The organism is Actinomyces mediterranea (genome assembly GCF_900155595.1).
GTDB classification, from domain to species: Bacteria; Actinomycetota; Actinomycetes; order Actinomycetales; family Actinomycetaceae; genus Pauljensenia; species Pauljensenia mediterranea.
In genome coordinates, this window is sequence record NZ_FTPB01000004.1 from 77,134 (window position 1) to 103,338 (window position 26,205).

A 26,205-nucleotide genomic window follows, 5' to 3' on the forward strand; every position below is an offset into this window, starting at 1 on the left:
GGACGCTCTGCGCAACGCCGTGTCCCCTAGGCGGCGACGCGGACGCCAGGGGCTGTTGCCCACCGTATGACCGTACTACGCGAACAAGCGGCATCGTCAACGGCATGCCGGTGCTCGGGCCGCTCTTGCCCTTCTTCCAGAGGATTTGCACGCCTTCGTCAATTGAGTGCGAAGCGGAGTTAATGGAGTGGGACTCGTATAGCAAGGGGCCGTCGCCCACTCGGGCGACGGCCCCTTCGCGATTCCGCTGTGTGAATCAGGCCAGCGGCTGGCCGTTCGCGTCAGTGGCGTAACGGCCCTTGCGCACCAGGATCTGGATGAAGGTGACGAGCACCCAGATGCCGAGGGCGAGGAGGACAAGCGTGCCGATTATCATCAGCGGGGACGGGGAGGCGCTCAAATTGCCAGCCACGATCGCGTTCACATACGCGGTGTAGCCGGGCACGTAGAGGATCATACCGACGGCCCACACGACCAGCTTGATGATGCCGACCTTCTTGTAGCCGAGGTAGAAGTCCGCTGCGCCGAATCCGCCGAGGAAGAAAGCAAGGACCGCAGCGACGGCCTTGGACTTCGCCGGGGTTCCCTGCGCGGGAGTGTTCATACTCATGACTGTGCCTTTCATATTGGAGATGGGCACTAGTATGCTTCCACAATCTTGGTGCGTAGTCCAAGTCGGACTGGTCGGCGGCGGCACCGGCGCGGCAATGGCGGGCGACGATGCAGTCGCCCGGAGCGTGCGACTCCTTGTCGATAACATTTCGACAACAATACCCCTTAGGGTATAAAATGGGACTGAAGTCCCGATAGGGTTGCTCCCACTTCCCGAATGACACAGCGGAAGCCTCAACGCCTGCCCGAAGGAGTGCATGCCATGAGCACACCCATCACACACGAATCCACATCAGTCGCGCCGGCAACGCGTGAAAAGACAGCTTCAGATGCGGAGAGGATCCGCAGAATCGTCGGCATCGTCGTCGGCCTCGGCCTCGCCGCGCTGGTCTTCTACTTCTTCCCCTCATCCGGCGTCGACCAGATTAACGAGGTCGGCATGGCCGCGGCCGATAAGGCCGGCAAAGACTTCACCCCCTACACCGACCTCGGCCTGCGCGTCGTCGCAGCCGCGGCCGTCCTCCTCGGAATCTGGTGGATGACCGAGGCCATCCCGCTCGCCGCCACGGCCCTGCTCCCCCTCGTCATCTTCCCGGCCTTCCAAGTCGCGACCTTCAAAGAAGTCGCCGCCCCCTATGCCTCTGACACGATCTACCTCTTCATGGGCGGTTTCATGCTCGCCCTTGCAATGCAGAAGTGGAACCTTCACAGGCGAATCGCCCTCGCCGTTGTCCTCTTCATCGGAACCAAACCCCGACAACTCATCCTCGGCTTCATGATCGCCACGGGTTTCTTGTCCATGTGGGTGTCGAACACCGCCACCGCTGTCGTCATGCTCCCCATCGGCATGTCCGTCCTAACACTCGTCTCCGGCCTCGTCGGCGGAATCGCCAGGATCAAGAAGTTCGCAACCGGACTCATGCTCGGCATCGCCTACGCCGCTTCCATCGGTTCGGTCGCGACCATCATCGGCACCCCGCCTAACGCTCTCCTCGTCGCCTACCTCGCAGAGAATCACGACATCAACATCGGTTTCGGACAATGGATGCTCATCGGTGTCCCGCTCGCCGTCGTCTTCATGGCATTCGCCTGGTGGCTGATGGTCTTCGTCCTGTTCAAGCCCGAAGTCGACGATATCCCCGGCGGTCGCGAACTCATCGGACAGCAGTGGAAAGAGCTCGGCCCCATGAGCCGCGGAGAGATTCTCGTCGGCGTCGTCTTCCTCATCGCTGCGCTGTCGTGGGTCTTCGTGCCGATCCTGCTCGACTTCACCGGCTCCGAACTCACAATCTCCGACTCGCTCATCGCAATGACCGCAGCGATCATTCTCTTCCTGCTCCCCGCGGGGACGCAGAAGGGCGTGCGACTGCTCGACTGGAGAACCGCGAACGAACTGCCCTGGGACGTGCTTCTCCTCTTCGGCGGCGGCCTGACGCTGTCCTCCATGTTCTCCAAGCTCGGCCTGTCCATCTGGATCGGCGAACAGGCGAAGTCCCTGGGCGCACTGCCGATCGTCCTCATCGTCGCCGCAGTCGCCGTCCTCATTATCTTCCTCACCGAACTCACATCGAACACCGCGACTGCGGCCGCATTCCTGCCGATCATGGGCGGCGTCGCCATCGGCATCGGCATTACCGGTGACAATCCGATGAACGTGCTCCTCCTCGTGATCCCCGTCGCCCTGTCGGCAACCTTCGCCTTCATGCTCCCCGTCGCGACCCCGCCGAATGCGGTTGCATACGGCTCGGGCTACATCCAGATGGGCGATATGGTCAAGACCGGCTTGTGGCTCAACCTCGTGGGCGTCGGACTCATCACCGCTGCGGTGCTCCTCATCGGCGTCCCCGTCTTCGGCATGACACTCTAGGAGATATGCACGATGCCTGCAGGGGACGAGGGCGAGCGTCGGCTGGACTGCAGGGCCCCTCAGCGCCGCGCGCCCTCGTCGATACCGGTGCCTCCCCTCGCGAGGATGTCGCGGATCGACACGGTGTCGCCCGCCTCGGCGGGGATCGCCGCAAGCCCCAACTCGCCCCCGAGCCGGCGCGCCAATGCCTCGAGGGAATCGGGCTCCCCGTGGATGCAGAACACCTGGATCGGGGGCGGCGTTAGCGCCGCCACCCAGTCCACGAGTTCCGAACCGTCGGCGTGGACGGAGAACTCCTCATCCCGGACGATCCTGGCCCGTACCGCCACCTCGGTGCCGTGCATCTTGAGCGAGGTCCTCCCGTCGACTAGTGAGCGCCCGCGCGTGCCGAGCGCCTGATACCCGGTGAGGACCACGCAATTGCGCTCGTCGGGCAACATCCTCTCCAGATGGTGGAGAACACGCCCACCGGTCGCCATGCCGGAAGCGGAGATGATGATCGCAGGCCGCGACAAGACATTAAGAGTCTTCGATTCCTCGATGCTGCGCATCTCGTGCAGATCGAGATGGTCGAGGCGAAGCCCAGCCGCGCCTTCGCACAACTCTTCTGCCTGGCCGCGCGCCCGATAAATGGATAGGGAAGCCAGAGCCATGGGGGAGTCGACGTACACCGGAATATCGGGGATCCGACCATCACGTACCATCTCGTCGAGGGCGAGGAGGACCACCTCGGTGCGGTCGACGGCAAACGCGGGGACGAGGATCTGGCCGCCTGCGTCGACCGTCGTGTTGATCGCCTCGACGAACGCCTCGTGGGCGGCGCCGGCGGGCACGGGATGCTCGCGGTCCCCATAGGTCGATTCGACGAGGACGATATCCGCGCCTTGCGGGATCTCCCGCGGGCGCAGCACCGGATGCGTGGTTCGTCCCAGATCCCCCGAGAACAGGATCGTGCCATCCGGGGTAGTCAAACGGATCGAACCGGAACCGAGGATGTGGCCCGCCCTCGTCCAGGTGGCGTCGCAGCCGTCCCCCAGGTCGAGAGGCCGGTCGAACTCGATCGTGCGGAACAGGGGAAGCGTCCGCTCGACGTCGCCGATGCGATAGAGGGGTTGCGGCTCGGCGTGGCGCGAGAATCCGTGGAGGCTCGCATAGTCAGCATCTCGCTCTTGCAAATAGGCCGAGTCGCGCAGAATGATCTCCGCGAGAGCGAGCGTCGCATCCGTGCCCCAGATCGCCCCCGAGAAGCCCTGCTTGACGAGGCGCGGCAGGTAGCCCGTGTGATCCATATGGGCGTGGGTGAGCAGGATGTCGCCGATCGAGGACGGCGGTACGGGGAACTCCGCCCAATTGGCGAGCCTCAGTTTCTTCACTCCCTGGAACATGCCCGCGTCGACGAGGATGCGCCGGTTGCCGGTGGGCGCCGCGACGTCGACAAGGTACTTCGATCCGGTAACGGTGCCCGCGCCGCCGAGGAAAGTAATCGTTGTAGAACCCATACCACCAGTGTGCGCTCCATCACCCTCGATTGTGAGAACGAAACGGGGAAAGGCGCGTGAATAGCGCACAGGGGAGTGTCATCCGCTGCATTTCGCGCCGAAAAGAGCACCCGGCGCAGACAGGGGAGGGCGCCTGACGTAAACTATCCGAGTTGTCATGCGCCCAGGCGGGCGCCCGAATATAGACATTGTGGAGTGCACGCACGTGAAGAGCACCGTTGAGACTCTCGAGCCCACGAAGGCTCGCCTGACCGTTGAAGTCCCCTACGAGGAACTTTCCTCTGAAATGGATAAGGCCTACAAGGACATCGCCAACCAGGTGTCCATCCCCGGCTTCCGCAAGGGACACGTGCCCGCGCGCATCATCGACCAGCGCTTCGGCCGCGCCGCCGTCATCGAGCAGGTCGTTAACGAGGTTCTGCCCGGTCACTACTCGGACGCCGTCGCCGAACACGAGCTGCGCCCCATGGCCCAGCCCGAGGTCGAGGTCACCGAGATCCCCAACGCCACCGGAGCCCCGGGCGGCAAGCTCGTCTTCACCGCCGAGGTCGCAGTCGTCCCGCCCTTCGAGGTGCCCGACTTCGATGAATCCACGGTCATCACTGTCGACTCGACCGAGGTCACCGACGAGGACGTCCAGGCAGAGCTCGACGAGCTGCGCGGACGCTTCGCGACTCTCAAGACCATCACCCGCAAGGCCAAGACTGGCGACTTCGCGACCATCGACATGGTCGCGACCATTGACGGCGAAGAGATCGACTCCGTCTCCGACGTGTCCTACGAGATCGGCTCGGGTAAGATGCTCGACGGTCAGGACAAGGCGCTTCGCGGCACCAAAGCGGGAGAGGAAGTTTCCTTCACCTCCACCCTCAAGGGCGGCGATCGCGAGGGTGAAGAGGCAGACGTCGTCATCACCGTGAAGAACGTCAAGGCCCGCGAACTGCCCAAGGCCGATGACGACTTCGCTCAGATGGTGTCCGAGTTCGACACCATCGACGAGCTCATGGACGACCTCCGCACCCAGGCGGGCTCCTCGAAGACGTCGCAGCAGGCCCTCCAGGCCCGCGACAATCTCGTCGCCCACCTCCTCGAGGTGATCGACATCGTCCTTCCCGAGTCCGTCGTCGAGCACGAGGTCTCCCACCGCGTCGACGAGGGCGCCAAACCGAAGGAGAAGAAGGAGGCCCGCGAGGCCGTTGAGAAGGAGCTGCGCACCGAACTCCTCTCCGAGGCGATCGCCAAGAAGCTCGATGTCCAGGTCTCCCAACAGGAGCTCATCGACTACGCGATCCAGATGTCGCAGAACTTCGGCGTTGATATCAATCAGCTTTTCTCCTCCAGCCAGCAGATGGCCAATGTCGTGGCCGACCTCGGGCGCTCCAAGGCCCTCATCGAGGCGCTGCGCAAGGTGAGCGTCAAGGACACCGACGGCAATGACGTCGACCTGTCCGCCTTCCTGGGCGACGTCCCGGCCGGCGAGGAGGAAGAGGCCACCACCGAGGAGTAACCCCAGTCGACCCCGATATGCGGGCCGACACCGGTGACGGTGTCGGCCTGCACTCGTCCCCGCTCCGATCGAAGCCGACCGACGAGGTGCGCCGACAGCGAAAAGAGGGCGCGCGGGCCGCGCCCAACGATCCACAAGCGGTAGCTTGGATGTCAGCAGGATCCGATAAGAGGATCCATCGAATAGAGGAGGAGCACGTGAGCGACGTGCACATGGCGGGAGGCGCCGATTCAACGATGGGCCTTTCCGACTCCGTCTACCAGCGACTCTTGAAAGAGCGCATCATTTGGCTCGGAGGCGAAGTGCGCGACGAGAACGCGAATGCGATCTGCGCGCAGATGCTTCTCCTGGCGGCTGAAGACCCCGACCGCGACATCTATTTGTACATCAACAGCCCCGGCGGCTCTGTCACAGCGGGTATGGCGATCTACGACACGATGCAGTACATCAAGCCCGATGTGGTCACCGTCGGGATGGGTCTTGCGGCCTCGATGGGGCAGTTCCTCCTCACCGCGGGCTCGCCCGGCAAGCGCTATATCACGCCGCACACTCGCGTCCTCCTCCACCAGCCCCTCGGTGGAGCGGGGGGTTCTGCAACCGAAATCCGCATCAATGCCGACCTCATCCTCAAGATGAAGAAGGAACTCGCGGAGATCACCGCCCAGCGCACCGGCAAGTCCGTCGAGCAGATCGAAGTGGATGCGGATCGCGACCACTGGTTCAGCGCGCGCGAGGCCCTCGAGTACGGTTTCGTCGACCGCGTCATCGAGACCCCGCAGGAGATCGGCCACCGCGTTGACGGAGGAGCGAACTGATGAGCACCACCCCGTATTTCGAGGGCATCGCCCGCACCATGCCGCAGTCTCGCTACGTCCTGCCGAGCTTCGAGGAGCGCACCGCCTACGGCTATAAGCGTCAAGACCCCTATGCCAAGCTTTTCGAGGATCGCATCGTCTTCCTCGGCGTCCAGGTCGATGACGCATCCGCCGATGATGTCATGGCGCAGCTCCTCGTCTTAGAGTCGCAGGACCCCGATTCCCTCATCACGATGTACATCAACAGTCCCGGCGGTTCCTTCACCGCTCTGACTGCGATCTACGACACGATGCAGTACATCAAGCCGCAGGTCCAGACCGTGTGCCTGGGGCAGGCCGCTTCCGCTGCCGCAGTGCTGCTCGCCGCAGGTTCGCCCGGCAAGCGCCTCGCGCTGCCCAACGCTCGTGTCCTCATCCACCAGCCCGCGATGGAAGGCGTACAGGGGCAGGCCTCCGATATTCAGATCGTTGCTGATGAGATCGATCGGATGCGCCTGTGGCTGGAGGAGACTCTCGCCACGCATTCGGGCACACCGGTTGAGCAGATTCGCCGCGATATTGAGCGCGACAAGATCCTCACCGCCGCTCAGGCGAAGGAATACGGTCTGATCGATCAGGTCCTCGCCTCCCGCAAGGGCGAGTAATACCGAGAATCGCTTTGGGGGGTCGCAGCATCCGATGATGCTGCGACCCCCCCAACACTTATTCGATTACGATTATGGGGGTGCTCAGTGTGGCGAATGGCGTCACATGGAGGCCTCAATTAGACTGGAACCGTGAAGCGTGTGCCCACCATCGTGGGCGCCCCGAAACAGTGGGAGGCCAGCCGTGGCTCGATTGACCGACGGAGCTGAACTACTCAAATGCTCCTTCTGCGGGAAGAGCCAGAAGCAGGTTCGCAAGCTCATCGGCGGTTCCGGTGTCTACATCTGCGACGAGTGCATTGAACTGTGCAACGAGATCATCGAAGAAGAACTCGGTGAAAAGTCCACTGAGACCTCCTCAACCCCCCTGCCCACGCCCCGCGAAGTCAAGGAGTTCCTCGATTCGTGGGTGATCGGCCAAGACAGAGCCAAACGCGCACTCTCTGTTGCCGTGTACAACCACTACAAACGGGTTCGCTCGCGCGAGGCCGGTAATGAGGAGGACATGCTCGGCACCAAGTCGAATATCCTCCTCCTGGGCCCAACGGGCACCGGAAAGACCCACCTTGCGCGCAGCCTCGCCAGGCTCTTGCACGTCCCCTTCGTGATCGTCGACGCGACTGCCCTCACAGAAGCCGGATACGTCGGCGAAGACGTTGAGAACATCCTCCTACGCCTCATCCAAGAGGCCGACGGCGACATCAAGAAGGCCGAAAAGGGCATCATCTACGTCGATGAGATCGACAAGATCGGCCGCAAGGCTGAGAACGCCTCCATCACCCGCGACGTCTCCGGCGAGGGCGTCCAGCAGGCCCTCCTGAAGATCATCGAGGGCACGGTCGCCTCGGTGCCCCCGCAGGGCGGGCGTAAACACCCCCACCAACAGTTCCTGGAGATCGACACCTCCGGGATCCTCTTCATCGCCGCCGGCGCCTTCGCGGGCATCGAGGATATCGTGAAGGGCCGCCTGGGGCGCCGCTCGACGGGCTTCGGCTCCGAGCTGAAGAGCACCTCGGAAATGGGCGACCTCTACGAGGCTGTGTCCGCCGAGGACCTGCACAAGTTCGGCATGATCCCCGAATTCATCGGCCGTCTGCCCATCCTGACCTCCACGAAGGAGCTGACGGAGGAGGACCTCGTCCGCGTCCTCACCGAGCCGTCGAACTCGCTCGTGCGCCAATACCAGCACCTCTTCGAGCTGGACGACATAGACCTGGAGTTCACGCACGAGGCGCTGCTCGCCATCGCCGCCCTCGCCAACGAGCGCAAGACCGGGGCGCGTGGCCTCTCCTCGATCATGGAACAGACCCTGTCGGACCTCATGTTCGAGCTTCCCAGCCGAGACGACGTCGCACGTGTCGTCATCACCCGCGAATACGTTGAGGGAACAGGGGAGCCTGAACTGTACGCGCAGCGAGGCGACGACATTCGCTCCGCCTGAGGGGCGGGGAAATATGAATGGGGGAGAAACCATGAGTGAGTCGGGGCGCGAAGCGAATCGCGTCAATCATGGGCCTGCGGATCCTGCCGGTCTTGACATCCCACCAGAGCTCGCCGCTGCGCGCCAAACGATTGACAATATCGATGCCGCCCTCGTCCATATCCTCGCTGAGCGTTTCCGCTGCACTCAGCGCGTCGGGCACATCAAGGCCCGACTGGACCTGCCTCCTGCCGATCCGGCCCGTGAGGCTCGCCAGGTTGAGCGCCTGCGCACCCTGGCAGCATCCTCCGGCCTCGATCCGGATTTCGCGGAGAAGTTCCTGGGCTTCATGGTCCGCGAGGTCATCCGCCACCACGAGGACATCAAGGCCGAGTACGACGAGGGGCCGCGTCTGTAGAGTCCTGCCTCATTAATTCGGCAGGCGATTCTCCTGCGTCGCGTTCAGGCGTCGACATCGGATCGGTGATATTCCGCGGTCTGCGGTCTACGGGATATGGGGAGATACGCTTGTGAGGCATTGCATGCGACTGTGGTGGCTGGCGATGAGGGGCGGTGGTGTCAGCCTTTTCTCTGCCTCTCGACTAGACTGTACGAGCTGAACACGTGGCGTTTCAGGATGGGGATTGATGGTCAATCTAGGTGATATAGCGAAGGCGACAGGGTACTCGAAGGCGACTGTGTCCCGTGTGCTCTCGGGGGATCCCAGCTTCACCGCGAAAGAATCGACCCGACATCGCGTCATTCAGGTGGCCAATGAGCTCGGCTACGCGCTGCGCACATCGCGCGCCGGCGTCCCTCAGACCATCGCGGTGCTAGAGAATTTCGACCCCACGAATGGACCCCAGGACTCCTATTTTTCCGACTTGCGTGAGGCACTGCGTGAGCGTGCGGTGGAGAACATGATGAGCCTGGCGTTCTTCCCGACAGTGGACGCGCTCATCGATGCTGCGGACGAGTTCTCTGGGTTTGTATCCATCGGTCCTGCACCAATCGCGCACGAGGATCTCGACCGTTTGTGCGAGGCGCTTGAGCACGGCGTGTTTATCGACATTAACCCTGCGCCGGCGCTCTTTCATTCTGTGCGCCCCGACCTGCAGCAGACGGTCATCGACGCGATCTACGCGCTGCGTGAACAGGGACGTCAGCGTATCGCCTTTATCGGCGGTGCCGGGCACATGATGGGCTCTCACGTCTTCGCGCAAGACCCGCGTACCATTGCCTTTAACGAGTGGGCGCGTCTTCTCGACATGCCCACCGATGGCTACGTGTACGCCTCCGGCCCCTTCACCGTGAAGAACGGCCGCAGTCAGGCCGAAGTGCTACTTGATGCGTGCACGGATGATCTGCCCGACGCGATCCTCGTGGCTGCAGATCCGTTGGCAGTCGGCGTCATCCAGGCGCTGGTGGCCCGTGGGGTGAGGATTCCCGACGAGGTCGCGGTCCTGTCGATCGATAATCTCGAAGTGTGTCAGTACACGGCTCCCACGCTCAGCTCCTACGCAATCGAGCGCTCCGAGCTGGCCGAGACCGCGCTCATGCTGCTCTCGGATGCGATCGTGGGCCGTTTCATGCACAAGCATCACGTTCTGCTGTCCACCCGCCTCGTTGTGCGACAGAGCTTCAATCCCACGCATGACGCCACCGCGTAGCGATCGCGCGCGAACGCATAAGCGGCGGCGGGGGAATTGCCTCACACCCGCCGCCGCTGAATGTCTCTTACATGAGAGACAATGTCACGTCCAGGACCTGCGTGTCGCTCGCAGCAATCTGGTACTCGTCGTGCACCGGCGAACCCCACGAATCGTCACCGCCGACACCCATCTGTCCAGTTAGTAGACGTAGGTAGGTCGCGGGCCGCTCGGAGGGCTCCGGCAGCTCCCACCAGTGTCGAGCGTTCTCGATTTGCGCGGAGGAGTAGGGCAGGAGCGAGACCCCGAGATCGCCGAGTGCCTGAATGCGCAGGCCGTGTCCGTCGTCGTCCGTTGCCTCGCACCAGCGGATGCCGGGGTGGAAGCCGCACTCCTGCGGCACCGCGTATGGGACCAGCCCTTCGGCTGCAGTCTGGGTCCACACGCCCAGGGTTGCTCCGGCGAGTCGGTCCGCGTAGGCCTCGACGGGGCCGAGGCCATAGAAACTCAGGCGGTCAATCGAGGAAGGTAGAGCCCACTCGAGGCCGAAACAGGGCATCGTCGGCAGGTTCTGGGCACCCGGGTAGGTTGCCGTCAGACGAATCGTGCCGTTGGTGCGAAGCTCGTAGCGCACAGGCACGGTGACATCTGCAATGCCCGCAAGACGGTAGTCGTAGGTGACGACGACGCCCTCTCCGGTCTCCTCGACTGTGGTGTTGACACACCGCGCGTAGGCTCCAGCCGTCGTCCAGCACGCGCGGTCGAAACCGTGCCCACAGCCGCGATCATTGTCTGTTAGTGGTCGGAAGGTCGTCAGCTTGGGCGGGAAGAGAACCATTGCCTTGTCGCCGCGACGCCACTGGACGATGCCACCCGCGGTACGCGACAGCAAAGCCTCGTTCTCGCCCTCACGCATACCAATGTTCCAACGGCCCACGGTGAATGCGGCGTGGCCAGTGGGAGTCGTGTCGGCCTGCTCGGGGTGGGAGAATACTGTCTGGCCCACGGAGACAATGTGCCCGGCCTCGCACCACGCGGTGTCGGAGGCGATGACAAGTGCTGCCTCCAACACGATCTCTCGTTTTGTGTCGGCCAGCAGCTCAAGCGGCCACTCCACGTTGACCGTGCTGCGCTCACGGGAGATGCCTGCGGCCGCGACCTCCTTCTCCCAGACAGCCGCGCCGTCAGCAAGGATTCGGGCGCGCACACACAGGTTGATAAGCGGCGCCGGGAGGACAACGGCATCGATCAGGATTCCGTCGATGCTCGGTGTGAGAGTGACGGGGGAGTAGAGCTGTTTGACCGCCATGGCTGAGGGCTTGGGTGTGCGGTCGGCGAATAGGATGCCATCACAGGAGAACTCCCAGTCACAAGGGCGATCCTCGAAATCGCCGCCGTAGGCCAGGAACTCACCGCCCGATCCGGCGGTCGGCTCATGGTAGAGAGCCTGATCGATGAAGTCCCAGATGAAGCCTCCGCCGTACTCGGGGTAACGCTCGAGGTCCGTGTACAGTTGCAAGCCCCCCACCGAGTTACCCATTGAGTGCATGTACTCGCACGACAGGTAGGGCTTTGCCGGCTCACAGCGCAGGTACTCCTCAATAGCGTCGGGATGGGCGTACATGCGTGACTCGATATCCGAGGCATCGTCGAACTCGCGATCCCATGTCACGCCCTCGTAGTGAACAGGACGGGCCTCGTCTAGCTCGTGACAGCGTCGGTACATGCTGCGGAACACCTCGCCGCCGTAGGACTCGTTACCCAGTGACCAGATGAGCACACTGGCGTGGTTGCGGTCCTGGCGCAGCATTGACTCGACGCGATCCACGCATGCGTTCTCCCACTCCATCTTCGATCCCGGGATGGCCGTCTCGGGTGTGGGAATATCGCCTGGTGTGCACCATGATCCGTGTGTCTCCAGGTTCGCCTCGTCGATGACGTACAGGCCGTATTCGTCACACAGATCGAGGAATCGCGTGTCGTTGGGGTAGTGGCTTGTGCGAATGGCGTTGATGTTGAGCTGTTTGCACAGTCGTACATCCGTGACCATGTCCTCCATCGACATCGTGCGGCCCGTGTATGGGCTGAACTCGTGGCGGTTGACTCCTCGGAAAATTAGGCGCTGGCCGTTGAGAATGAAGACAGAGTTGATGATCTCGAAGCGGCGGAAGCCCACACGCTGAGTCACGGTCTCGCGATCGTTTCCATCGGCGTCGTGAATAGTGAGGCTCAGCGTATACAGGGCCAGGTCCTCCGCCGTCCACGGGTGCACGCCGTCTAGTTCCCCACGAAGCGTGATGCTGGGAGCGTTTGCGGGCACGCTTTCGCTCCACACAACGGCGCCGCTCGAATCTGTGAGCTGGGCGCTCGCGGTGGCATCGGCCTTGGCTCCCTTGAGATCGATCATGACGTCGAGTATTCCCACGCCTGTTTCCGCGTCGTAGTCCGCGTTGGCTACCAGGTCAGCGACGTGGCAGGAAGGTAGAGCTACCAGTGAGACGGAGCGGAAAAGGCCATGGAAACGCCAGGAGTCCTGACCTTCCAGCCATGAGGCGCTGGAATGCTCGTAGCAGGCGACAATAATGTCGTGGTCCTGTGTGTGCGTCAGGGCTGATGTGATATCAAATTCGCTCGCCGTGTACCCGTCCTCGCAGTATCCGACGAAAGTGCCGTCTACCCAGACGTAGAGAGCCGTCGCAAAACCATCGAAGCGTAGGCGTGCGTGTCCTTTCTTGCTCAAAGACTCTTGGAGAGAATCGTGCAGGGCGAAGGTGCGCCGGTAGAGCGCAACTCGGCACTTCTCTGGGGCGTTGGGGGCCTGAGGGTTCTCGTGGCCGTCCCACGGCATCTGAATGTTGACGTACGCCGGAGGCCATAGCCCCTCAGCTTCGAGGGTTGAGGGAACGGGAAGGCTGTGTACTGCTTCCTGGTCGAATGTGGTGGTGGGGGATTCAAGAGCCACGCGCGAGCTTGACGTAAGTGCGACCTCCCAGGTTCCGTCAAGACTCTGTGTTGGGGCGTTCGTACGGTGTGTGCTGCGCGCGGGAAGTCGATTGACAGCAAAGGTCTGCGGATCGCTGAGCCATGCTGATGTGGGGGAGGAGATGGGCGTATGGAACATGGTGACCTTCCGGAAGTGCGACGTTGCGGTGGAGCGATCGTGCTCTGAGGTCAGAGTAGCCTGTTGATTACATGAATGCAATATGGTTACTAGTAGATGTTTCTGTGATCTAAGTATCGTTGACAGCTTCCGGTAAATACGTTACCTCTTGAGTGTCCAGGCAAGTGTTGCTTCAAAGGAGAGGGACAATGGCACACGAACAAGGAACGAACAAGAGCTGGGTGTCGCGAATCTGCTACGCGATCGGCAACCTCGGGCAGGCCGCGTATTACAACGCGCTGTCGACCTTCTTTGTCACCTACTACGCGGCGCAGACCCTGTTCCGTGACTACGAGGACTCCGAGGCCAAGGCGATGATTGCGATCATCACGGCTCTCGTCTTCATCATCAGGATTGTTGAGATCTTCATCGATCCGCTCCTGGGTAACCTCGTGGACAACACGAACTCGCGTTTTGGGCGCTTCAAGCCCTGGCAGGTCATCGGCGGTGTTGGATCCTCGATCCTACTCTTCGCGATCTTCACCGGACTCTTCGGCCTCGTCAACGTGAACAAGGGCGTGTTCATCGTCGTCTTCGTGATCGTCTTCGTGGTCCTCGACGTTTTGTACTCCCTACGTGACATCTCCTACTGGGGAATGATCCCCGCCCTGTCCTCGTCTTCGCAGGAACGTAGCGTGTACACCGCCCTCGGAACATTCACGGGTTCCATCGGCTACAACGGCGTCACCGCGATCGTTGTTCCGGTGGTTGGGTTCTTCGGTGCTCTTGCGGGAGCTGGTTCTGAGAGCCAGGAAGGTTGGACAGGCTTTGGTGCCGTCATCGCGATCCTCGGCATCGTCACCTGCCTGGCCGTCGCCTTTGGCACGCGTGAAGAGGAGAGCGTACTGCGTGACCCGTCCGACAAGTCCAACCCCCTTCAGGCTTTCCATGCGATCGGGCGCAATGATCAGCTGCTGTGGGTCTCCCTGTCCTACGTCCTGTACTCGATCGCGAACGTTGCAACGACAGGCTTCATGATCTACCTGTTCAAGTTCGTGCTTCAGAAGCCTGACATCTACTCGATCGTCGGTATCATCGCCTTCGTCATTGGCCTGGTGGTCACACCCCTGTATCCAGCGATCAATCGCCGCGTGCCGCGTCGCTACCTCTACCTCGGTGGCATGGTGCTCATGGCCAGCGCCTACATCCTGTTTATTCTCTTCCCGTCGAACCTGTTCGTCGTTTTCGTTGCCCTGGTTCTCTTCTACTTGCCCGCCACTTGCATCCAGATGACGGCGATCCTGACCATTACTGACTCGGTCGAATACGGCCAGTGGAAGACCGGCAAACGCAATGAGGCCGTCACCCTCTCGGTGCGCCCGATGCTCGATAAGATCGCCGGCGCCCTGTCAAACTCCATTGTCGGATTTGTCGCCATTGCGGCAGCTATGACCAACGACGTCGACCCTGCCCTGCTGACAACTGGAAACATTGAGACCTTCAAGACTGCGGCGTTCTATGCGCCCCTCGCGATCATCGTCCTGGCCTTCATCGTCTTCGCTCGCAAGGTTACCCTGACCGAGGTTAAGCACGGGGAGATCGTGTCTATCCTTGAGCAAAGCCTGGCGCGCTCCGAGGCTGCTGAAGACTGACCGAATAAGCGCCCAATAGGGAGGAGGATCGGGTGAGGGGCGGGGGATGTGCGAGCGTCCCTCGCCTCGTTTTGCGCTCCCAGGGTTGTCTGATGAAATTCTTCGCGCGCTCCCGGATAGTTTTCAGGTACCTTTCAGGGTTGTGATCTCTAATATATCCAGAACCACAGCCCAACAGTAGTCCACAAGGAGTTTTCGATGAAGAATCGCGCCCAGACGAGCGCCCTCGCCGTCATCGCCATCACCCTGGCAGCGGCCCTCAGCGCATGCGGCTCGACCGGCTCGACCGGCTCGTCCGCCTCCAGCGCTAAGAGCCCAAGCTCGGCGGCCAGGACAAAGCCCTGCGCGGCACCAAGGCCGATGACGTCGTCACCTTCGTCTCCACCCTCAAGGGCGGCGAACACGAGGGCGAAGAGGCCGATGTCACCATCACGGTGAAGAACGTCAAGGCCCGCGAACTGCCCAAGGCCGACGACGACTTCGCTCAGATGGTCTCCGAGTTCGACACGATGGACGAACTCATGGAAGACCTCAAGACCCAGGCCGCCTCCTCGAAGTCCTCCCAGCAGGCCCTCCAGGCTCGCGACAACCTCCTCGACCACCTGCTTGACAAGGTTGAGATCCTCCTGCCCGAATCGGTCGTTGAGCACGAGCTCAGCCACCGCCTTGGCGAGGACGCGAAGCCGAAGGAGAAGAAGGAGACCCGCGCGGCCATTGAGAAGGAGATGCGCTCCGAGCTCCTCTCCGAGGCGATCGCCAAGAAGCTCGACGTCCAGGTTTCACAGCAAGAGCTCATCGACTACGCGATCCAGATGTCGCAGAACTTCGGCGTTGACATCAACCAGCTCTTCTCCTCACCGCAGCAGATGTCGGCCGTCATCGCCGACCTCGGACGCGCGAAGGCCCTCATCGAGGTCCTGCGTCTCGTGAGCGTCAAGGACTCTGAAGGCAATGACGTTGACCTGTCCGCCTTCCTCGGTGACACTCCAGAGGAGGCTTTTGAAGCTGAGACGCTTGAGGAGACAAACGTCGAAGCCGCAGATGGGGAAGAGTCCTCCGTCGAGGAGTGAGGTTCTCAACTGTGAGAGTGTGGGCCGACATCCTTAGGTGATGTCGGCCCACACTCGTCACCTGGCCACTCGTCCTCGAGCTTCGGATGCGCCGACAGCGAAAAGAGGGCGCGCGGGCCGCGCCCAACGATCCACAAGCGGTAGCTTGGATGTCAGCAGGATCCGATAAGAGGATCCATCGAATAGAGGAGGAGCACGTGAGCGACGTGCACATGGCGGGAGGCGGCCCCGATTCAACGATGGGCCTTTCCGACTCCGTCTACCAGCGACTCTTGAAAGAGCGCATCATTTGGCTCGGAGGCGAAGTGCGCGACGAGAACGCGAATGCGATCTGCGCGCAGATGCTTCTCCTGGCGGCTGAAGACCCCGACCGCGACATCTATTTGTACATCAACAGCCCCGGCGGCTCTGTCACAGCGGGTATGGCGATCTACGACACGATGCAGTACATCAAGCCCGATGTGGTCACCGTCGGGATGGGTCTTGCGGCCTCGATGGGGCAGTTCCTCCTCACCGCGGGCTCGCCCGGCAAGCGCTATATCACGCCGCACACTCGCGTCCTCCTCCACCAGCCCCTCGGTGGAGCGGGGGGTTCTGCAACCGAAATCCGCATCAATGCCGACCTCATCCTCAAGATGAAGAAGGAACTCGCGGAGATCACCGCCCAGCGCACCGGCAAGTCCGTCGAGCAGATCGAAGTGGATGCGGATCGCGACCACTGGTTCAGCGCGCGCGAGGCCCTCGAGTACGGTTTCGTCGACCGCGTCATCGAGACCCCGCAGGAGATCGGCCACCGCGTTGACGGAGGAGCGAACTGATGAGCACCACCCCGTATTTCGAGGGCATCGCCCGCACCATGCCGCAGTCTCGCTACGTCCTGCCGAGCTTCGAGGAGCGCACCGCCTACGGCTATAAGCGTCAAGACCCCTATGCCAAGCTTTTCGAGGATCGCATCGTCTTCCTCGGCGTCCAGGTCGATGACGCATCCGCCGATGATGTCATGGCGCAGCTCCTCGTCTTAGAGTCGCAGGACCCCGATTCCCTCATCACGATGTACATCAACAGTCCCGGCGGTTCCTTCACCGCTCTGACTGCGATCTACGACACGATGCAGTACATCAAGCCGCAGGTCCAGACCGTGTGCCTGGGGCAGGCCGCTTCCGCTGCCGCAGTGCTGCTCGCCGCAGGTTCGCCCGGCAAGCGCCTCGCGCTGCCCAACGCTCGTGTCCTCATCCACCAGCCCGCGATGGAAGGCGTACAGGGGCAGGCCTCCGATATTCAGATCGTTGCTGATGAGATCGATCGGATGCGCCTGTGGCTGGAGGAGACTCTCGCCACGCATTCGGGCACACCGGTTGAGCAGATTCGCCGCGATATTGAGCGCGACAAGATCCTCACCGCCGCTCAGGCGAAGGAATACGGTCTGATCGATCAGGTCCTCGCCTCCCGCAAGGGCGAGTAAGCGCTTTTCTTCAGGAGTGGCTTGCGGTGTAAAGCCTGGGAGCTCCTCCTTATGATTCGGAAGGACTCGAGCAGCCTCGCATCACTGGTTTGGCATCAGCTTGTGGCGCTTGTTCGTCGATATCAGACGACAGATCACAGAAGAAGATAGAGGAACTGTGCTACGGATCGTGGTATCCCTTGCCACTGTGAATCTGTAGCCGGTGGCTTTATCTCGCTGGAGCCAAGACGGGCAGGTGTCTCTTCGGGAAGAATCGGCATCACCTTGATCCCAACGAGTACGGGCGAAAATAGTGAGCGGGATAGATGACTTCACCTGTGACGAGGGCGGGAAGAGAATGCGGGGTGGACTACCAGATCCTCTACCCGGAAGATTAGGGAGGGGTGTTGATCCTGAGTCCCCGACTGCGGCCACGCGTTCCGAGTCGCAGTCGCAGCGAGATGATCCGTGCTGGAACTTTCTTCAAGGTCTTGTTCGGGCTTGAGCGAGGTCTAGAGAACCGGTCGGTCATTGCTTCGCCTACGGCGTATCGCTTGGCCCAAGGTTTGACCGTGGGCTAAGCGCACCGGAATCGGGCGGCCACCTCGCAAATCAGCTAGCCCTCGTCAACGATGAGTTAAACGACACGAAGACAGGCTCTGAGAGTCAAGGCAGCCTAGGCGTGGGACACAAGAGAGCTTTCCTAGCTTGAGGGAACTGTCCCAAACAACCACCCAACCAGCAAGACCCTCCCCATACGCTCACACTTCCGGATCACACACGTTCAACCGACCTCCCCAATGAGTACGGCTAGACGGCTTTGGCCCAGACGCACTAAGGCAGACGGTTCTAGCTCGTTATGTGGGCCGCCCAGGTACTCCACGATCCGATGCCCCGTGTATCTTAGCCACGATCTGCACCGCTACAGCCTCTGAAGCGGTATTAACCTTGCGCAAATACGGGCTCACGCCCGCCACCTACCCCAGCCGTAGTGCCCCGAAACAGCCCCACCAAAAAAGCCAATCCAACGAAAACCAACCCCTAAATGCCGAAACCCACCACCACTTGTACAAGTCAGGGGGCAAACCATTCTCGCCAAGCGCGAGTGAATGGCAAAGTTAACCTGTTGCGGTCCCCATCCTCGCCTGAGCAGATCGGACAGAGTCTCGGATGAAATCGCTGAGCTACTGCCACTCGTACGATCATGATCATGATTCCAAATTTCGGCCTACGATCTGACGTGAATCTTCATTTGAAGAACGTGCATGGCAACTTCAAGTGCTCGTTTAATACTCGAAAGGTTGAGAAGCGCCTTGACACTTGGTGGAGGGCGAGGCTACCATGCCACACAGATTAGATAAGCTTTAGGAGTATCTAATCTGTAGGGCACGAGCTCGAAGGAGAGTCGTATGTTTCAATACCGAAAGATAGTTTTTCCCGTCGTTATGGCCCTGGGTGCAGCATTGTTATTGTCTGGCTGTGGGGCAAACGTGGGCTCGATGACCTGTCAAGAGTTTATTGATACGCCTTCAGCGGATCGTCTTACGGTTGAGCGGAAGCTTCTCAGTGAACATGACTTGAGAGTTCTTGATACCGAAAATCTCATTGGACTCACTTCTGCGCTGATTTCGTTTTGTGAAGATCCGAAGAATGGTGAGCGGCCAATCGACGAGGCGGTCGATTGGTCGTCTAATACTTGGTGAGTTCGGGAGTGTCACGTGAGTTCTGGCCTGTTTACAGTAATTCTCATTGTTTGCATGATCGGTGCGGGTTTTTGGTGGCTGTTTGGTGGGAGGCTGCTTGAGCATCTGATCGACCTTCTGTTTGATGGGATAAAGAATCTCTTTAATAGATATTGGGGGAAGTGATTAAGGTGGCTGACTTCGTCTATCTTCTGCCGCTTGTGATCTTTATAGGTCTTGGATTATGGCTTGTGCCAAAAGTTAATGGGGGGATTGATTCCGCTTTTAACTCGATCTTTCGAAAAGGGGAGAAGCTGAAGGCTGAGGAGCTAACTCAGAAGGCGCTGATCTTTCGGACAGAGCTTCCTTGGGCTAAAATTGACTCTGCAGTTAGGTTGGTTCTAAGTAAAGAAGAACCGCCGATAATGATCCGGGCAGGTTGGAGAATATCTGATTCGGACGGAGAGTCGCGGACTATTGCAATATCATTTGGGAACAATATTGTGAGCCAGTTTACTTCGTTGCTCTCTGTGCAAGAGTCCGATGGGGCTTCGTCGGTTCGCTATGAAGTGGTGTCGTACCTTGAGCGCAATGGTCTGCCTTCAGGGTTGAAGCAGATGGAATATCTTCGGGATCTTGTTAACAGTACGATATGTGGTATTGATTCAGCGGTCAAGGTTGAGGTAGTGGAGTCAAAATGAATTCAGTAGGGGTTCGAGCGATGCCGCAGGTTACATATCGTTTTATTTTATTGTTTTTGGTTCCCCTTCTTTTTCTGTCTGGCTGTGGATCTGAAAGGCAAAAATTTGACGAAGTTGGGCAATGGAAGGTGGTGAATGACGTTTCAGTTGGAATCTTGTCAAAAGGGTCGATCGTGTCTTTTGATGGTCGAAAGACGGCGATATTCAGTCCTTCCGATACATATGTTTTTTATGAAGAAGGTGGTCAGACCCATCTAGATTTGACCGGAGCTCTCGGTGGCAACATGCGTTTTCTCGTCACGAGAATTGATAACGATCACATGTCGCTCAAGAGTGCTGAACGTACTGTCGAGTTGGTTCGCATATTGTAAGTGGCTTTCTGGTACAGAGTGCGACAGTTTGGTGTCGGTTTTGAGTGATCGTCGCTGATGAGATCGATCGGATGCGCGTGTGGCTGGAGGAGACTCTCGCCACGCATTCGGGCACACCGGTTGAGCAGATTCGCCGCGATATCGAGCGCGATAAGATCCTCACCGCCGCGCAGGCGAAGGAATACGGCCTCATTGATCAGGTCCTCGCCTCCCGCAAGGGCGACTGATTCACAGACGCATGCGGGGCCGCGGATCTGAGTGCCACAAGTGACTGTGGTACTGGGACGCGTCCCCGATGATCTCGTTGTGATTACAGATTCTTCGCACTCGTGAACATCGAGGAACAGGCCCCGATGGTCATGAGGAACATGAACGGCAGCATCGCTATCAATGCACTCCGGCGCTCCGTACTTCGCATGGAAATACTGCCTCGTGATGAGAGTCGATATTCACACGAGCAGGACGTGGGGAATCGGGGAATGGAAGATTGTGAACCTGGTGTTCGTATCCGGTGTGCGCCTCGCAATCGGCGGAAGTGAAAACAAATCGATATACGGTACCAACATGCCGCTATTGTGCGGATGCGATAGGCGGTCCCCGACCGCCGAGAGTGCGCCAGCGCGCCGAATGGCGGCATATCGCGGCCTCAATTACGCTAATGAGCGAAGCGCGCGCCCTTGATCCCGGGACGCCCTGACACAGTGGGAGGCCTGCCGTGGCTCGACTGACCGACGGAGCCGAACTGCTCAAATGCTCATTCTGTGGCAAGAGCCAGAAGCAGGTTCGCAAGCTCATCGGCGGCTCCGGCGTATACATCTGCGACGAGTGCATCGAGTTGTGTAATGAGATCATCGAGGAGGAACTCGGGGACAAGCCCCAAGAGGCCTCTTCGACGCCCCTGCCCAAGCCCCGCGAGGTCAATGAGTTCCTCGATTCGTGGGTGATTGGGCAGGACAGGGCCAAGCGCGCCCTGTCGGTCGCCGTGTACAACCACTACAAGCGCGTCCGCTCACGCGAGGCGGGAAATGAAGAGGACATGCTCGGCACCAAGTCGAATATCCTCCTCTTGGGCCCCACGGGCACGGGCAAGACGCATCTCGCGCGCAGCCTCGCCCGCCTCCTGCACGTTCCCTTCGCGATTGTCGATGCAACTGCCCTCACCGAGGCGGGATACGTCGGCGAAGACGTCGAGAACATCCTCCTGCGTCTCATCCAAGAGGCCGATGGCGACATCAAGAAGGCCGAGCGCGGAATCATCTACGTCGACGAGATCGACAAGATCGGTCGCAAGGGGGAGAACGCCTCCATTACCCGTGATGTCTCCGGCGAGGGCGTCCAGCAGGCCCTCCTCAAAATCATTGAGGGAACGGTCGCCTCGGTGCCCCCGCAGGGCGGGCGCAAGCACCCCCACCAGCAGTTCCTCGAAATCGACACTTCCGGCATACTCTTCATCGCTGCAGGCGCATTCGCCGGCATTGAGGAGATTGTCAAGGCCCGGCTCGGCCAGCGCGCCACGGGTTTTGGGTCCGACCTGAAGTCGAAGGCCGAGATGGGTGACCTGTATGAGTCGATCACCCCTGAAGACCTCCATAAATTCGGCATGATCCCCGAGTTCATCGGTCGCCTCCCCGTCCTCACCTCCACGAAGGAGCTCACCGAGGAGGACCTCGTGCGGGTGTTGACGGAGCCGCAAAACTCCCTGGTCCGTCAATATCAGCACCTCTTCGAACTCGACGGGATCGACCTCGAGTTCACCCACGAGGCGCTGCTCGCCATAGCCGCCCGCGCTAATGAGCGCAAGACCGGGGCGCGCGGACTCTCCTCGATCATGGAGCAGACCCTGTCAGACCTCATGTTCGAACTGCCCAGCCGCGATGACGTCGCACGTGTCATCATTACTCGCGAGTACGTTGAGGGAACGGGTGAACCGGAGTTGTACGCGCAGCGCGCCGACGATATACGCACCGCCTGACGGTACGATGACACACCGAGTGGGGAGTAATCATGACTGAATTAACACGAGAGGTCAATCACGGCCCAGCAGATGCACCTGGTCTCAACATCCCCGCAGAACTCGTCGATGCGCGCGCAACGATCGATAATATCGACGCCGCCCTCATCCACCTCCTCGCGGAGAGGTTCCGCTGCACACAGCGCGTCGGGCACATCAAGGCCGGGCATGACCTTCCCCCCCGCCGATCCCGCCCGCGAAGCGCGCCAAGTCGCCCGGCTGCGCGCCCTCGCCGAACAGTCCGGCCTCGACCCCGATTTCGCGCAGAAGTTCCTCGCGTTCATGATCACCGAGGTGATCCGTCACCACGAGGACATCAAGGCCGAGTACGAGAGTGCTGGGTAGCGGTGCGCGCGGGTGATCTGCGCCTTGCCGATTTGTTACGGACTTGTGATGTGCGCTAGGAACAAAGTACTAGGCGCGAATGATTTTCTATATCTCGGTTGTCGGGTAAGGATTTTTCGGCTGGCTTGAGGCTTTCTCACAGGAAACGTCCAGAGAAGTTGCCTTGAATATCGAACTGCGAGCGAGATCCGCCGCACTGACACCTATTACATCCAAGGAGTCTTCACATGAAGAAACACCGACCCGGCCACATCCTCGTCGCAGTCGGCCTGGCACTCACCGTGGGCGTCCTCGGCGCCTGCTCGAACGGCACCTCGGGCGATAAGCCCTCCGCCAGCGCCTCCGGCACCGTCAAGTCCGCGGACGACGCGAACCTCGTCTTCGCCCAGTGCATGCGCGACAAGGGATTCGACGTGCCCGACACCGGCCTGACCGCCGACAACTTCAACGACACCTCCGACGCTTTCAACGACGCGGTCAACCAGTGCCAGCAGGAGATTGGCCCCGCGCTCGGCGAGGAGAACGACCTCACCAAGGATCCCGCCGCCCAGCAGCAACTCGTCAAGGGCGCCGAATGCCTACGCGACCTCGGCTATGACGTCGCGGACCCCGAGGTCGGCAAGGGCCTTAACGTGAAGGACATTCCCTCCGATGCTCTGCAGAAGTGCTTCAGCAATCAGGGGGCACAAACCAAATGACGGCGGAGTCGACAGACACGAAACCCGCGCGCAAGCGCCGCAAGGCCATTATCGGCACCTCCGTCGTCCTGGTCTTGGCCCTCGCGGGGGTCGCTACGGCGTACGCCCTCGGTCAACTGCCTGCCGGCAAGCAATCCGAGTCGGGAGAGAACGTCTTCACGGGAAGCACCGACGTGGTCACGCGCGGTACCCTTGAAGGGGAGACGACTGCGGTCGGGACGTTGCGTTACGCGGACCAGTACAAGTTCCGCGGCGTCTTCGAGGGGGTCATCACGAAGCTGCCCACGCCGGGTACGACCCTGCACCAGGGGGACATGATCCATCAGGTCGGTGACGAGCCCACCTATCTCATGCACGGCGATACCCCCGCGTGGCGCACCTTCGAGCCCGATATGAGCAATGGCGAGGACGTCACCCAGTTGGAGACCGCGCTCAAGGAGCTCGGGTACTTCACCGGTGAGCCGAACTCGCGCTACGACTGGCTCACGCGCGTCGCCATCCAGAAGTGGCAGAAGGACAACGATCTCGTCCAGAACGGTGTCCTGCCGCTGGGTCGCGTGGTCTTCGCGCCCGAGGATCTGCGGGTGGGCACGATGATTTCGCGCCTCGGGGGCCACGCGACGCCGGAGACCGATCTCTTCAACGTCTCCAGCACCCGCCAGGTCATCAGCGCCAACCTCAAGCTCGCCGATCAGAAACTGGGCGTGGTGGGCAACAACGTTAAGATCCGCCTGCCCGGCGGGGCGACGACCACGGGGACGATCTCCGCTGTGGAGCCCCCGACGGACAAATCGTCTGCGTCTGCGGGCGACCAGAAGAACTCAGGCTCAGCCTCGGATGCAGGGGCCGACAAGGAGCGCATCATCCCGATCACCGTGACGCCCGACGATCCGGAGGCGACAGAGAGTCTGCAGGAGGCCTCCGTGACTCTGGGACTCGTCAGCGACAAACGTGAGAACGTCCTGTCGGTGCCGCTGGGGGCCCTCATCGCCATCACACCCGACCAGTTCGGAGTCGAGGTGGTCGATGACGACAACACCACGCGGAAGGTGCCGGTGACAACCGGCCTATTCGCCGGGGATCGCGTCGAAGTATCCAGCGACGAACTGTCTGAGAATCAGCGCGTGGTGGTGCCCGACCGATGAGCCGAATCCTTTCACTGCACGACGTGCGCCGCACCTACGGCGAACCTCCCGTGGCAGCCTGCGCCGGGGTCAGTCTCGCCATCGAGCGGGGCGAGTTCGTCGCCATCGTCGGCCCATCGGGGTCGGGCAAGTCCACCTTGCTCAACCTCATCGGGACTCTCGACCGTCCGACCTCGGGCACTGTCGAGATCGACGGGATCGACGTATCGCGGCTCTCGGACCGCAAGCTGTCGGGTCTGCGTGCTCACCTCATCGGCTTCGTCTTCCAGCAGTTTCACCTCAGCGAGGGCATGACAGCGGTCGATAACGTCGCTGACGGCCTGCTCTACCTGGGGGTGCCGCGCGCCCAACGCCGCGAGAAGGCCGAGGCCGCCCTGGTGCGGGTCGGTCTGTCCCACCGCCTCCACCACAAGCCCCACCAGATGTCGGGCGGAGAACGTCAGCGCGTCGCCATCGCCCGCGCCGTCGTGGGAGATCCGCCGCTGTTGTTGGCCGATGAGCCCACGGGCAACCTCGACTCCGTGTCGGGGGCGTCCATCGTGGAGTTGCTCCACGAGCTCCACGAGCAGGGGACCACCATCGTCGTCATCACCCACGACAATGATCTCGCGTTGCAGCTGCCCCGCCAGATCGCCATCAAGGACGGGCGCATCGTCCACGACTCCGCCGCCAAGGAGGTCGCCCATGTCTGACAACTCCGCGCTTACGCACTCGAGGCTGCGCTGGTCCGACGTGGTGCGCCTGGGCGGAACGGGCATTCGCTCCCGTCCGACGCGCGCCATCCTCTCCGCCCTGGGAATCGCTATTGGAATCGCCGCCATGGTGGGCGTCATCGGCGTTTCTACCTCCAGTCAGGCGCAACTCGCCGAGCAGCTGCGGGCGCTGGGCACCAATATGCTCACCGCCCAGGCGGGCGACGACCTCACCGGGGCATCCACGAAGCTCCCCATCGACACGGTGGGACGGATCCGCCTCATCGACGGCGTCGAGAAGGCGACGTCCACCGCCACCTTGTCGGGCGTCTCGGTCTACCGCTCCCGCCTCTCCGACAAGAACGCGACGGGAGGCACCATCACCATGGCCGCCGAACAGTCCCTGCTTGACGTCGTCGCCGGCTCCATAGCCCGGGGCGCATGGCTCAACGACGCCACCGCCTCGTACCCCGCGGCGGTTCTGGGGGCCAAGGCTGCTCAGCGCCTCGGCGTCATCAATCCAGGCACCCAGGTATGGATCGGGGGCACCTCGTTCACGGTGGTCGGCATTCTCAACCCGGTGACGCTGGCACCCGAACTGGACAATTCCGCGCTGATCGGCGCGAGCATTGCGAAACAGCAGTTCAATTTCGACGGTAAGCCGACCACGGTCTACGAGCGCTCGACCGAGGACAGGGTCGAGGAGGTGCGCGCCCTGTTGGGGCCCACCCTCAATCCGAAGAATCCGACTTCGGTCAAGGTCTCGCGGCCCTCTGATGCCCTGGCGGCGAAGAACGCGGCTGATCAGACCTTTACAGCGCTGCTGGTGGGGGTGGGGTCGATTGCTCTGCTGGTCGGTGGCATCGGTGTGGCGAACACGATGATCATCTCGGTGCTCGAGAGGCGCAGGGAGATCGGCCTGCGGCGTTCCCTGGGAGCCATGCGCGGGCATATCCTCACTCAGTTCCTCGCTGAAGCGCTGCTGTTGGCATTCCTCGGCGGGGCCGCGGGGTGCGTGCTCGGCATCGGCGTGACGATCGGTATGAGCGCTGCGAATGGCTGGCCGTTCACTTTACCGTGGTACGTCGTGATCGCGGGCTTGACGGTCACGGTGGTCATCGGCGCCATCGCCGGGCTCTACCCGGCGGTCCGCGCTTCGCGCACGCCTCCCACCGCCGCGCTCAACTCTCAGTAGGAGGTCAGCCCGGAAAGAGCATCGAGCCCCTGGAAGGGCATCCACGCGAACAGGTGGGCCCGCCGACCACAAGGTCGGCGGGCCCACCT

General features: G+C 61.2%; 22 protein-coding genes and 4 pseudogenes. 21 read left to right on the plus strand and 5 right to left on the minus strand.

The window, feature by feature from the left end; translation table 11 throughout:
- Positions 1-256 precede the first annotated feature (256 nt).
- Complete coding sequence (locus BQ7471_RS11415; protein WP_205408251.1) at positions 257-610, minus strand: TM2 domain-containing protein; 354 nt, start codon at positions 608-610, stop codon at positions 257-259.
- 264 nt (positions 611-874) lie between these two features.
- Here BQ7471_RS11415 and BQ7471_RS04335 point away from each other — a divergent pair, with 264 nt between their 5' ends.
- Entirely contained in the window at positions 875-2,479 is a 1,605-nt protein-coding gene (locus tag BQ7471_RS04335; RefSeq protein WP_076464534.1) for an SLC13 family permease, read from the plus strand.
- Positions 2,480-2,538: 59 nt separating this feature from the next.
- Here the strand turns inward: BQ7471_RS04335 and BQ7471_RS04340 are convergent, their stop codons facing one another.
- Positions 2,539-3,978 (minus strand): MBL fold metallo-hydrolase RNA specificity domain-containing protein, encoded by a 1,440-nt coding sequence (locus BQ7471_RS04340; protein ID WP_076464535.1) that lies wholly within the window; start codon positions 3,976-3,978, stop codon positions 2,539-2,541.
- Between the two features lie 205 nt (positions 3,979-4,183).
- Between BQ7471_RS04340 and tig the strand changes: the two genes are divergently transcribed.
- The 6 genes from tig to BQ7471_RS04370 all read left to right on the plus strand — a co-directional run bounded on the left by tig (position 4,184) and on the right by BQ7471_RS04370 (position 10,034).
- Positions 4,184-5,485, plus strand: a complete 1,302-nt coding sequence (gene tig, locus BQ7471_RS04345; RefSeq protein ID WP_076464537.1) for a trigger factor — start codon at positions 4,184-4,186, stop codon at positions 5,483-5,485.
- A gap of 212 nt (positions 5,486-5,697) precedes the next feature.
- Positions 5,698-6,300, plus strand: a complete 603-nt coding sequence (locus tag BQ7471_RS04350) for an ATP-dependent Clp protease proteolytic subunit (protein ID WP_076466139.1) — start codon at positions 5,698-5,700, stop codon at positions 6,298-6,300.
- Positions 6,300-6,944, plus strand: coding sequence for an ATP-dependent Clp protease proteolytic subunit (locus tag BQ7471_RS04355; protein WP_076464538.1), 645 nt, complete (start codon positions 6,300-6,302; stop codon positions 6,942-6,944). The genes BQ7471_RS04350 and BQ7471_RS04355 overlap by 1 nt, the downstream gene beginning before the upstream one ends.
- A gap of 184 nt (positions 6,945-7,128) precedes the next feature.
- The gene (gene clpX, locus BQ7471_RS04360; RefSeq protein ID WP_076464540.1) at positions 7,129-8,385 is read left to right on the plus strand and encodes an ATP-dependent Clp protease ATP-binding subunit ClpX; all 1,257 of its coding nucleotides are present in this window, start codon (positions 7,129-7,131) and stop codon (positions 8,383-8,385) included.
- A gap of 31 nt (positions 8,386-8,416) precedes the next feature.
- On the plus strand, positions 8,417-8,782 hold the full coding sequence (locus tag BQ7471_RS04365) for a chorismate mutase (protein WP_235821238.1): 366 nt from the start codon (positions 8,417-8,419) through the stop codon (positions 8,780-8,782).
- A 229-nt stretch (positions 8,783-9,011) separates the two neighbouring features.
- A complete protein-coding gene (locus BQ7471_RS04370) occupies positions 9,012-10,034 on the plus strand; it encodes a LacI family DNA-binding transcriptional regulator (protein WP_076464541.1) in 1,023 nt (340 codons plus the stop codon).
- A gap of 67 nt (positions 10,035-10,101) precedes the next feature.
- Here the strand turns inward: BQ7471_RS04370 and BQ7471_RS04375 are convergent, their stop codons facing one another.
- Positions 10,102-13,134 (minus strand): beta-galactosidase, LacZ type, encoded by a 3,033-nt coding sequence (locus tag BQ7471_RS04375; protein ID WP_076464543.1) that lies wholly within the window; start codon positions 13,132-13,134, stop codon positions 10,102-10,104.
- 188 nt (positions 13,135-13,322) lie between these two features.
- On the opposite strand from BQ7471_RS04375, the gene BQ7471_RS04380 reads away from it, so the two are divergent.
- Positions 13,323-14,765, plus strand: a complete 1,443-nt coding sequence (locus tag BQ7471_RS04380) for a glycoside-pentoside-hexuronide (GPH):cation symporter (RefSeq protein WP_076464544.1) — start codon at positions 13,323-13,325, stop codon at positions 14,763-14,765.
- A gap of 149 nt (positions 14,766-14,914) precedes the next feature.
- Here BQ7471_RS04380 and BQ7471_RS11395 read toward each other — a convergent pair whose 3' ends face one another.
- Complete coding sequence (locus BQ7471_RS11395) at positions 14,915-15,169, minus strand: hypothetical protein (protein WP_076464546.1); 255 nt, start codon at positions 15,167-15,169, stop codon at positions 14,915-14,917.
- Between BQ7471_RS11395 and BQ7471_RS04390 the strand changes: the two are divergent.
- From BQ7471_RS04390 to BQ7471_RS04400, 3 genes and pseudogenes are all read left to right on the plus strand, one after another.
- A pseudogene (locus BQ7471_RS04390) lies at positions 15,086-15,835 on the plus strand (trigger factor); the annotation flags it as partial. The gene BQ7471_RS11395 and the pseudogene BQ7471_RS04390 sit on opposite strands and share 84 nt — an antisense overlap.
- A 212-nt stretch (positions 15,836-16,047) precedes the next feature.
- Complete coding sequence (locus BQ7471_RS04395; RefSeq protein ID WP_076466142.1) at positions 16,048-16,653, plus strand: ATP-dependent Clp protease proteolytic subunit; 606 nt, start codon at positions 16,048-16,050, stop codon at positions 16,651-16,653.
- Positions 16,653-17,297 (plus strand): ATP-dependent Clp protease proteolytic subunit, encoded by a 645-nt coding sequence (locus BQ7471_RS04400; RefSeq protein WP_076464538.1) that lies wholly within the window; start codon positions 16,653-16,655, stop codon positions 17,295-17,297. Before BQ7471_RS04395 ends, BQ7471_RS04400 begins: the two co-directional genes overlap by 1 nt.
- Positions 17,298-17,718: 421 nt before the next feature.
- Here BQ7471_RS04400 and BQ7471_RS11635 read toward each other — a convergent pair.
- Positions 17,719-17,889: pseudogene (locus tag BQ7471_RS11635) on the minus strand (IS481 family transposase); the annotation flags it as partial.
- Between the two features lie 796 nt (positions 17,890-18,685).
- Between BQ7471_RS11635 and BQ7471_RS11075 the strand changes: the two are divergent.
- The 10 genes and pseudogenes from BQ7471_RS11075 to BQ7471_RS04440 all read left to right on the plus strand — a co-directional run bounded on the left by BQ7471_RS11075 (position 18,686) and on the right by BQ7471_RS04440 (position 26,116).
- On the plus strand, positions 18,686-18,979 hold the full coding sequence (locus tag BQ7471_RS11075) for a hypothetical protein (RefSeq protein ID WP_129583356.1): 294 nt from the start codon (positions 18,686-18,688) through the stop codon (positions 18,977-18,979).
- A 170-nt stretch (positions 18,980-19,149) separates the two neighbouring features.
- Complete coding sequence (locus tag BQ7471_RS04405) at positions 19,150-19,659, plus strand: hypothetical protein (RefSeq protein ID WP_129583357.1); 510 nt, start codon at positions 19,150-19,152, stop codon at positions 19,657-19,659.
- Positions 19,656-20,030 carry a hypothetical protein gene (locus tag BQ7471_RS11080; protein WP_129583358.1) on the plus strand — a complete coding sequence of 125 codons (375 nt, stop codon included), beginning with the start codon at positions 19,656-19,658 and terminating at the stop codon, positions 20,028-20,030. Before BQ7471_RS04405 ends, BQ7471_RS11080 begins: the two co-directional genes overlap by 4 nt.
- 47 nt (positions 20,031-20,077) lie before the next feature.
- A pseudogene (locus BQ7471_RS04410) lies at positions 20,078-20,257 on the plus strand (ATP-dependent Clp protease proteolytic subunit); the annotation flags it as partial.
- Positions 20,258-20,745: 488 nt separating this feature from the next.
- Entirely contained in the window at positions 20,746-22,002 is a 1,257-nt protein-coding gene (clpX, locus tag BQ7471_RS04415) for an ATP-dependent Clp protease ATP-binding subunit ClpX (protein WP_076464549.1), read from the plus strand.
- Between the two features lie 32 nt (positions 22,003-22,034).
- A pseudogene (locus BQ7471_RS04420) lies at positions 22,035-22,386 on the plus strand (chorismate mutase).
- A gap of 227 nt (positions 22,387-22,613) precedes the next feature.
- Complete coding sequence (locus BQ7471_RS04425; protein WP_076464550.1) at positions 22,614-23,084, plus strand: hypothetical protein; 471 nt, start codon at positions 22,614-22,616, stop codon at positions 23,082-23,084.
- Positions 23,081-24,229, plus strand: coding sequence for a peptidoglycan-binding protein (locus tag BQ7471_RS04430; protein ID WP_083663259.1), 1,149 nt, complete (start codon positions 23,081-23,083; stop codon positions 24,227-24,229). The genes BQ7471_RS04425 and BQ7471_RS04430 overlap by 4 nt, the downstream gene beginning before the upstream one ends.
- On the plus strand, positions 24,226-24,921 hold the full coding sequence (locus BQ7471_RS04435) for an ABC transporter ATP-binding protein (protein WP_076464552.1): 696 nt from the start codon (positions 24,226-24,228) through the stop codon (positions 24,919-24,921). Before BQ7471_RS04430 ends, BQ7471_RS04435 begins: the two co-directional genes overlap by 4 nt.
- Positions 24,914-26,116, plus strand: a complete 1,203-nt coding sequence (locus BQ7471_RS04440; protein WP_076464553.1) for an ABC transporter permease — start codon at positions 24,914-24,916, stop codon at positions 26,114-26,116. The genes BQ7471_RS04435 and BQ7471_RS04440 overlap by 8 nt, the downstream gene beginning before the upstream one ends.
- Positions 26,117-26,205 lie beyond the last annotated feature (89 nt).

What these genes read in the sequence shown, in the direction of transcription:
- BQ7471_RS04340 (WP_076464535.1), bottom strand. Translation starts at nt 3,978, where the DNA reads ATGGGTTCTACAACGATTACTTTCCTCGGCGGCGCGGGCACCGTTACC.
- BQ7471_RS04370 (WP_076464541.1), top strand. Translation starts at nt 9,012, where the DNA reads ATGGTCAATCTAGGTGATATAGCGAAGGCGACAGGGTACTCGAAGGCG.
- BQ7471_RS11075 (WP_129583356.1), top strand. Translation starts at nt 18,686, where the DNA reads ATGTTTCAATACCGAAAGATAGTTTTTCCCGTCGTTATGGCCCTGGGT.
- BQ7471_RS04355 (WP_076464538.1), top strand. Translation starts at nt 6,300, where the DNA reads ATGAGCACCACCCCGTATTTCGAGGGCATCGCCCGCACCATGCCGCAG.
- BQ7471_RS04335 (WP_076464534.1), top strand. Translation starts at nt 875, where the DNA reads ATGAGCACACCCATCACACACGAATCCACATCAGTCGCGCCGGCAACG.
- BQ7471_RS11415 (WP_205408251.1), bottom strand. Translation starts at nt 610, where the DNA reads ATGAGTATGAACACTCCCGCGCAGGGAACCCCGGCGAAGTCCAAGGCC.
- BQ7471_RS04350 (WP_076466139.1), top strand. Translation starts at nt 5,698, where the DNA reads ATGGCGGGAGGCGCCGATTCAACGATGGGCCTTTCCGACTCCGTCTAC.
- BQ7471_RS04395 (WP_076466142.1), top strand. Translation starts at nt 16,048, where the DNA reads ATGGCGGGAGGCGGCCCCGATTCAACGATGGGCCTTTCCGACTCCGTC.
- BQ7471_RS04435 (WP_076464552.1), top strand. Translation starts at nt 24,226, where the DNA reads ATGAGCCGAATCCTTTCACTGCACGACGTGCGCCGCACCTACGGCGAA.
- BQ7471_RS04375 (WP_076464543.1), bottom strand. Translation starts at nt 13,134, where the DNA reads ATGTTCCATACGCCCATCTCCTCCCCCACATCAGCATGGCTCAGCGAT.
- BQ7471_RS04425 (WP_076464550.1), top strand. Translation starts at nt 22,614, where the DNA reads ATGAAGAAACACCGACCCGGCCACATCCTCGTCGCAGTCGGCCTGGCA.
- BQ7471_RS04430 (WP_083663259.1), top strand. Translation starts at nt 23,081, where the DNA reads ATGACGGCGGAGTCGACAGACACGAAACCCGCGCGCAAGCGCCGCAAG.
- BQ7471_RS04400 (WP_076464538.1), top strand. Translation starts at nt 16,653, where the DNA reads ATGAGCACCACCCCGTATTTCGAGGGCATCGCCCGCACCATGCCGCAG.
- BQ7471_RS11080 (WP_129583358.1), top strand. Translation starts at nt 19,656, where the DNA reads ATGAATTCAGTAGGGGTTCGAGCGATGCCGCAGGTTACATATCGTTTT.
- BQ7471_RS04380 (WP_076464544.1), top strand. Translation starts at nt 13,323, where the DNA reads ATGGCACACGAACAAGGAACGAACAAGAGCTGGGTGTCGCGAATCTGC.
- BQ7471_RS04440 (WP_076464553.1), top strand. Translation starts at nt 24,914, where the DNA reads ATGTCTGACAACTCCGCGCTTACGCACTCGAGGCTGCGCTGGTCCGAC.
- BQ7471_RS04365 (WP_235821238.1), top strand. Translation starts at nt 8,417, where the DNA reads ATGAGTGAGTCGGGGCGCGAAGCGAATCGCGTCAATCATGGGCCTGCG.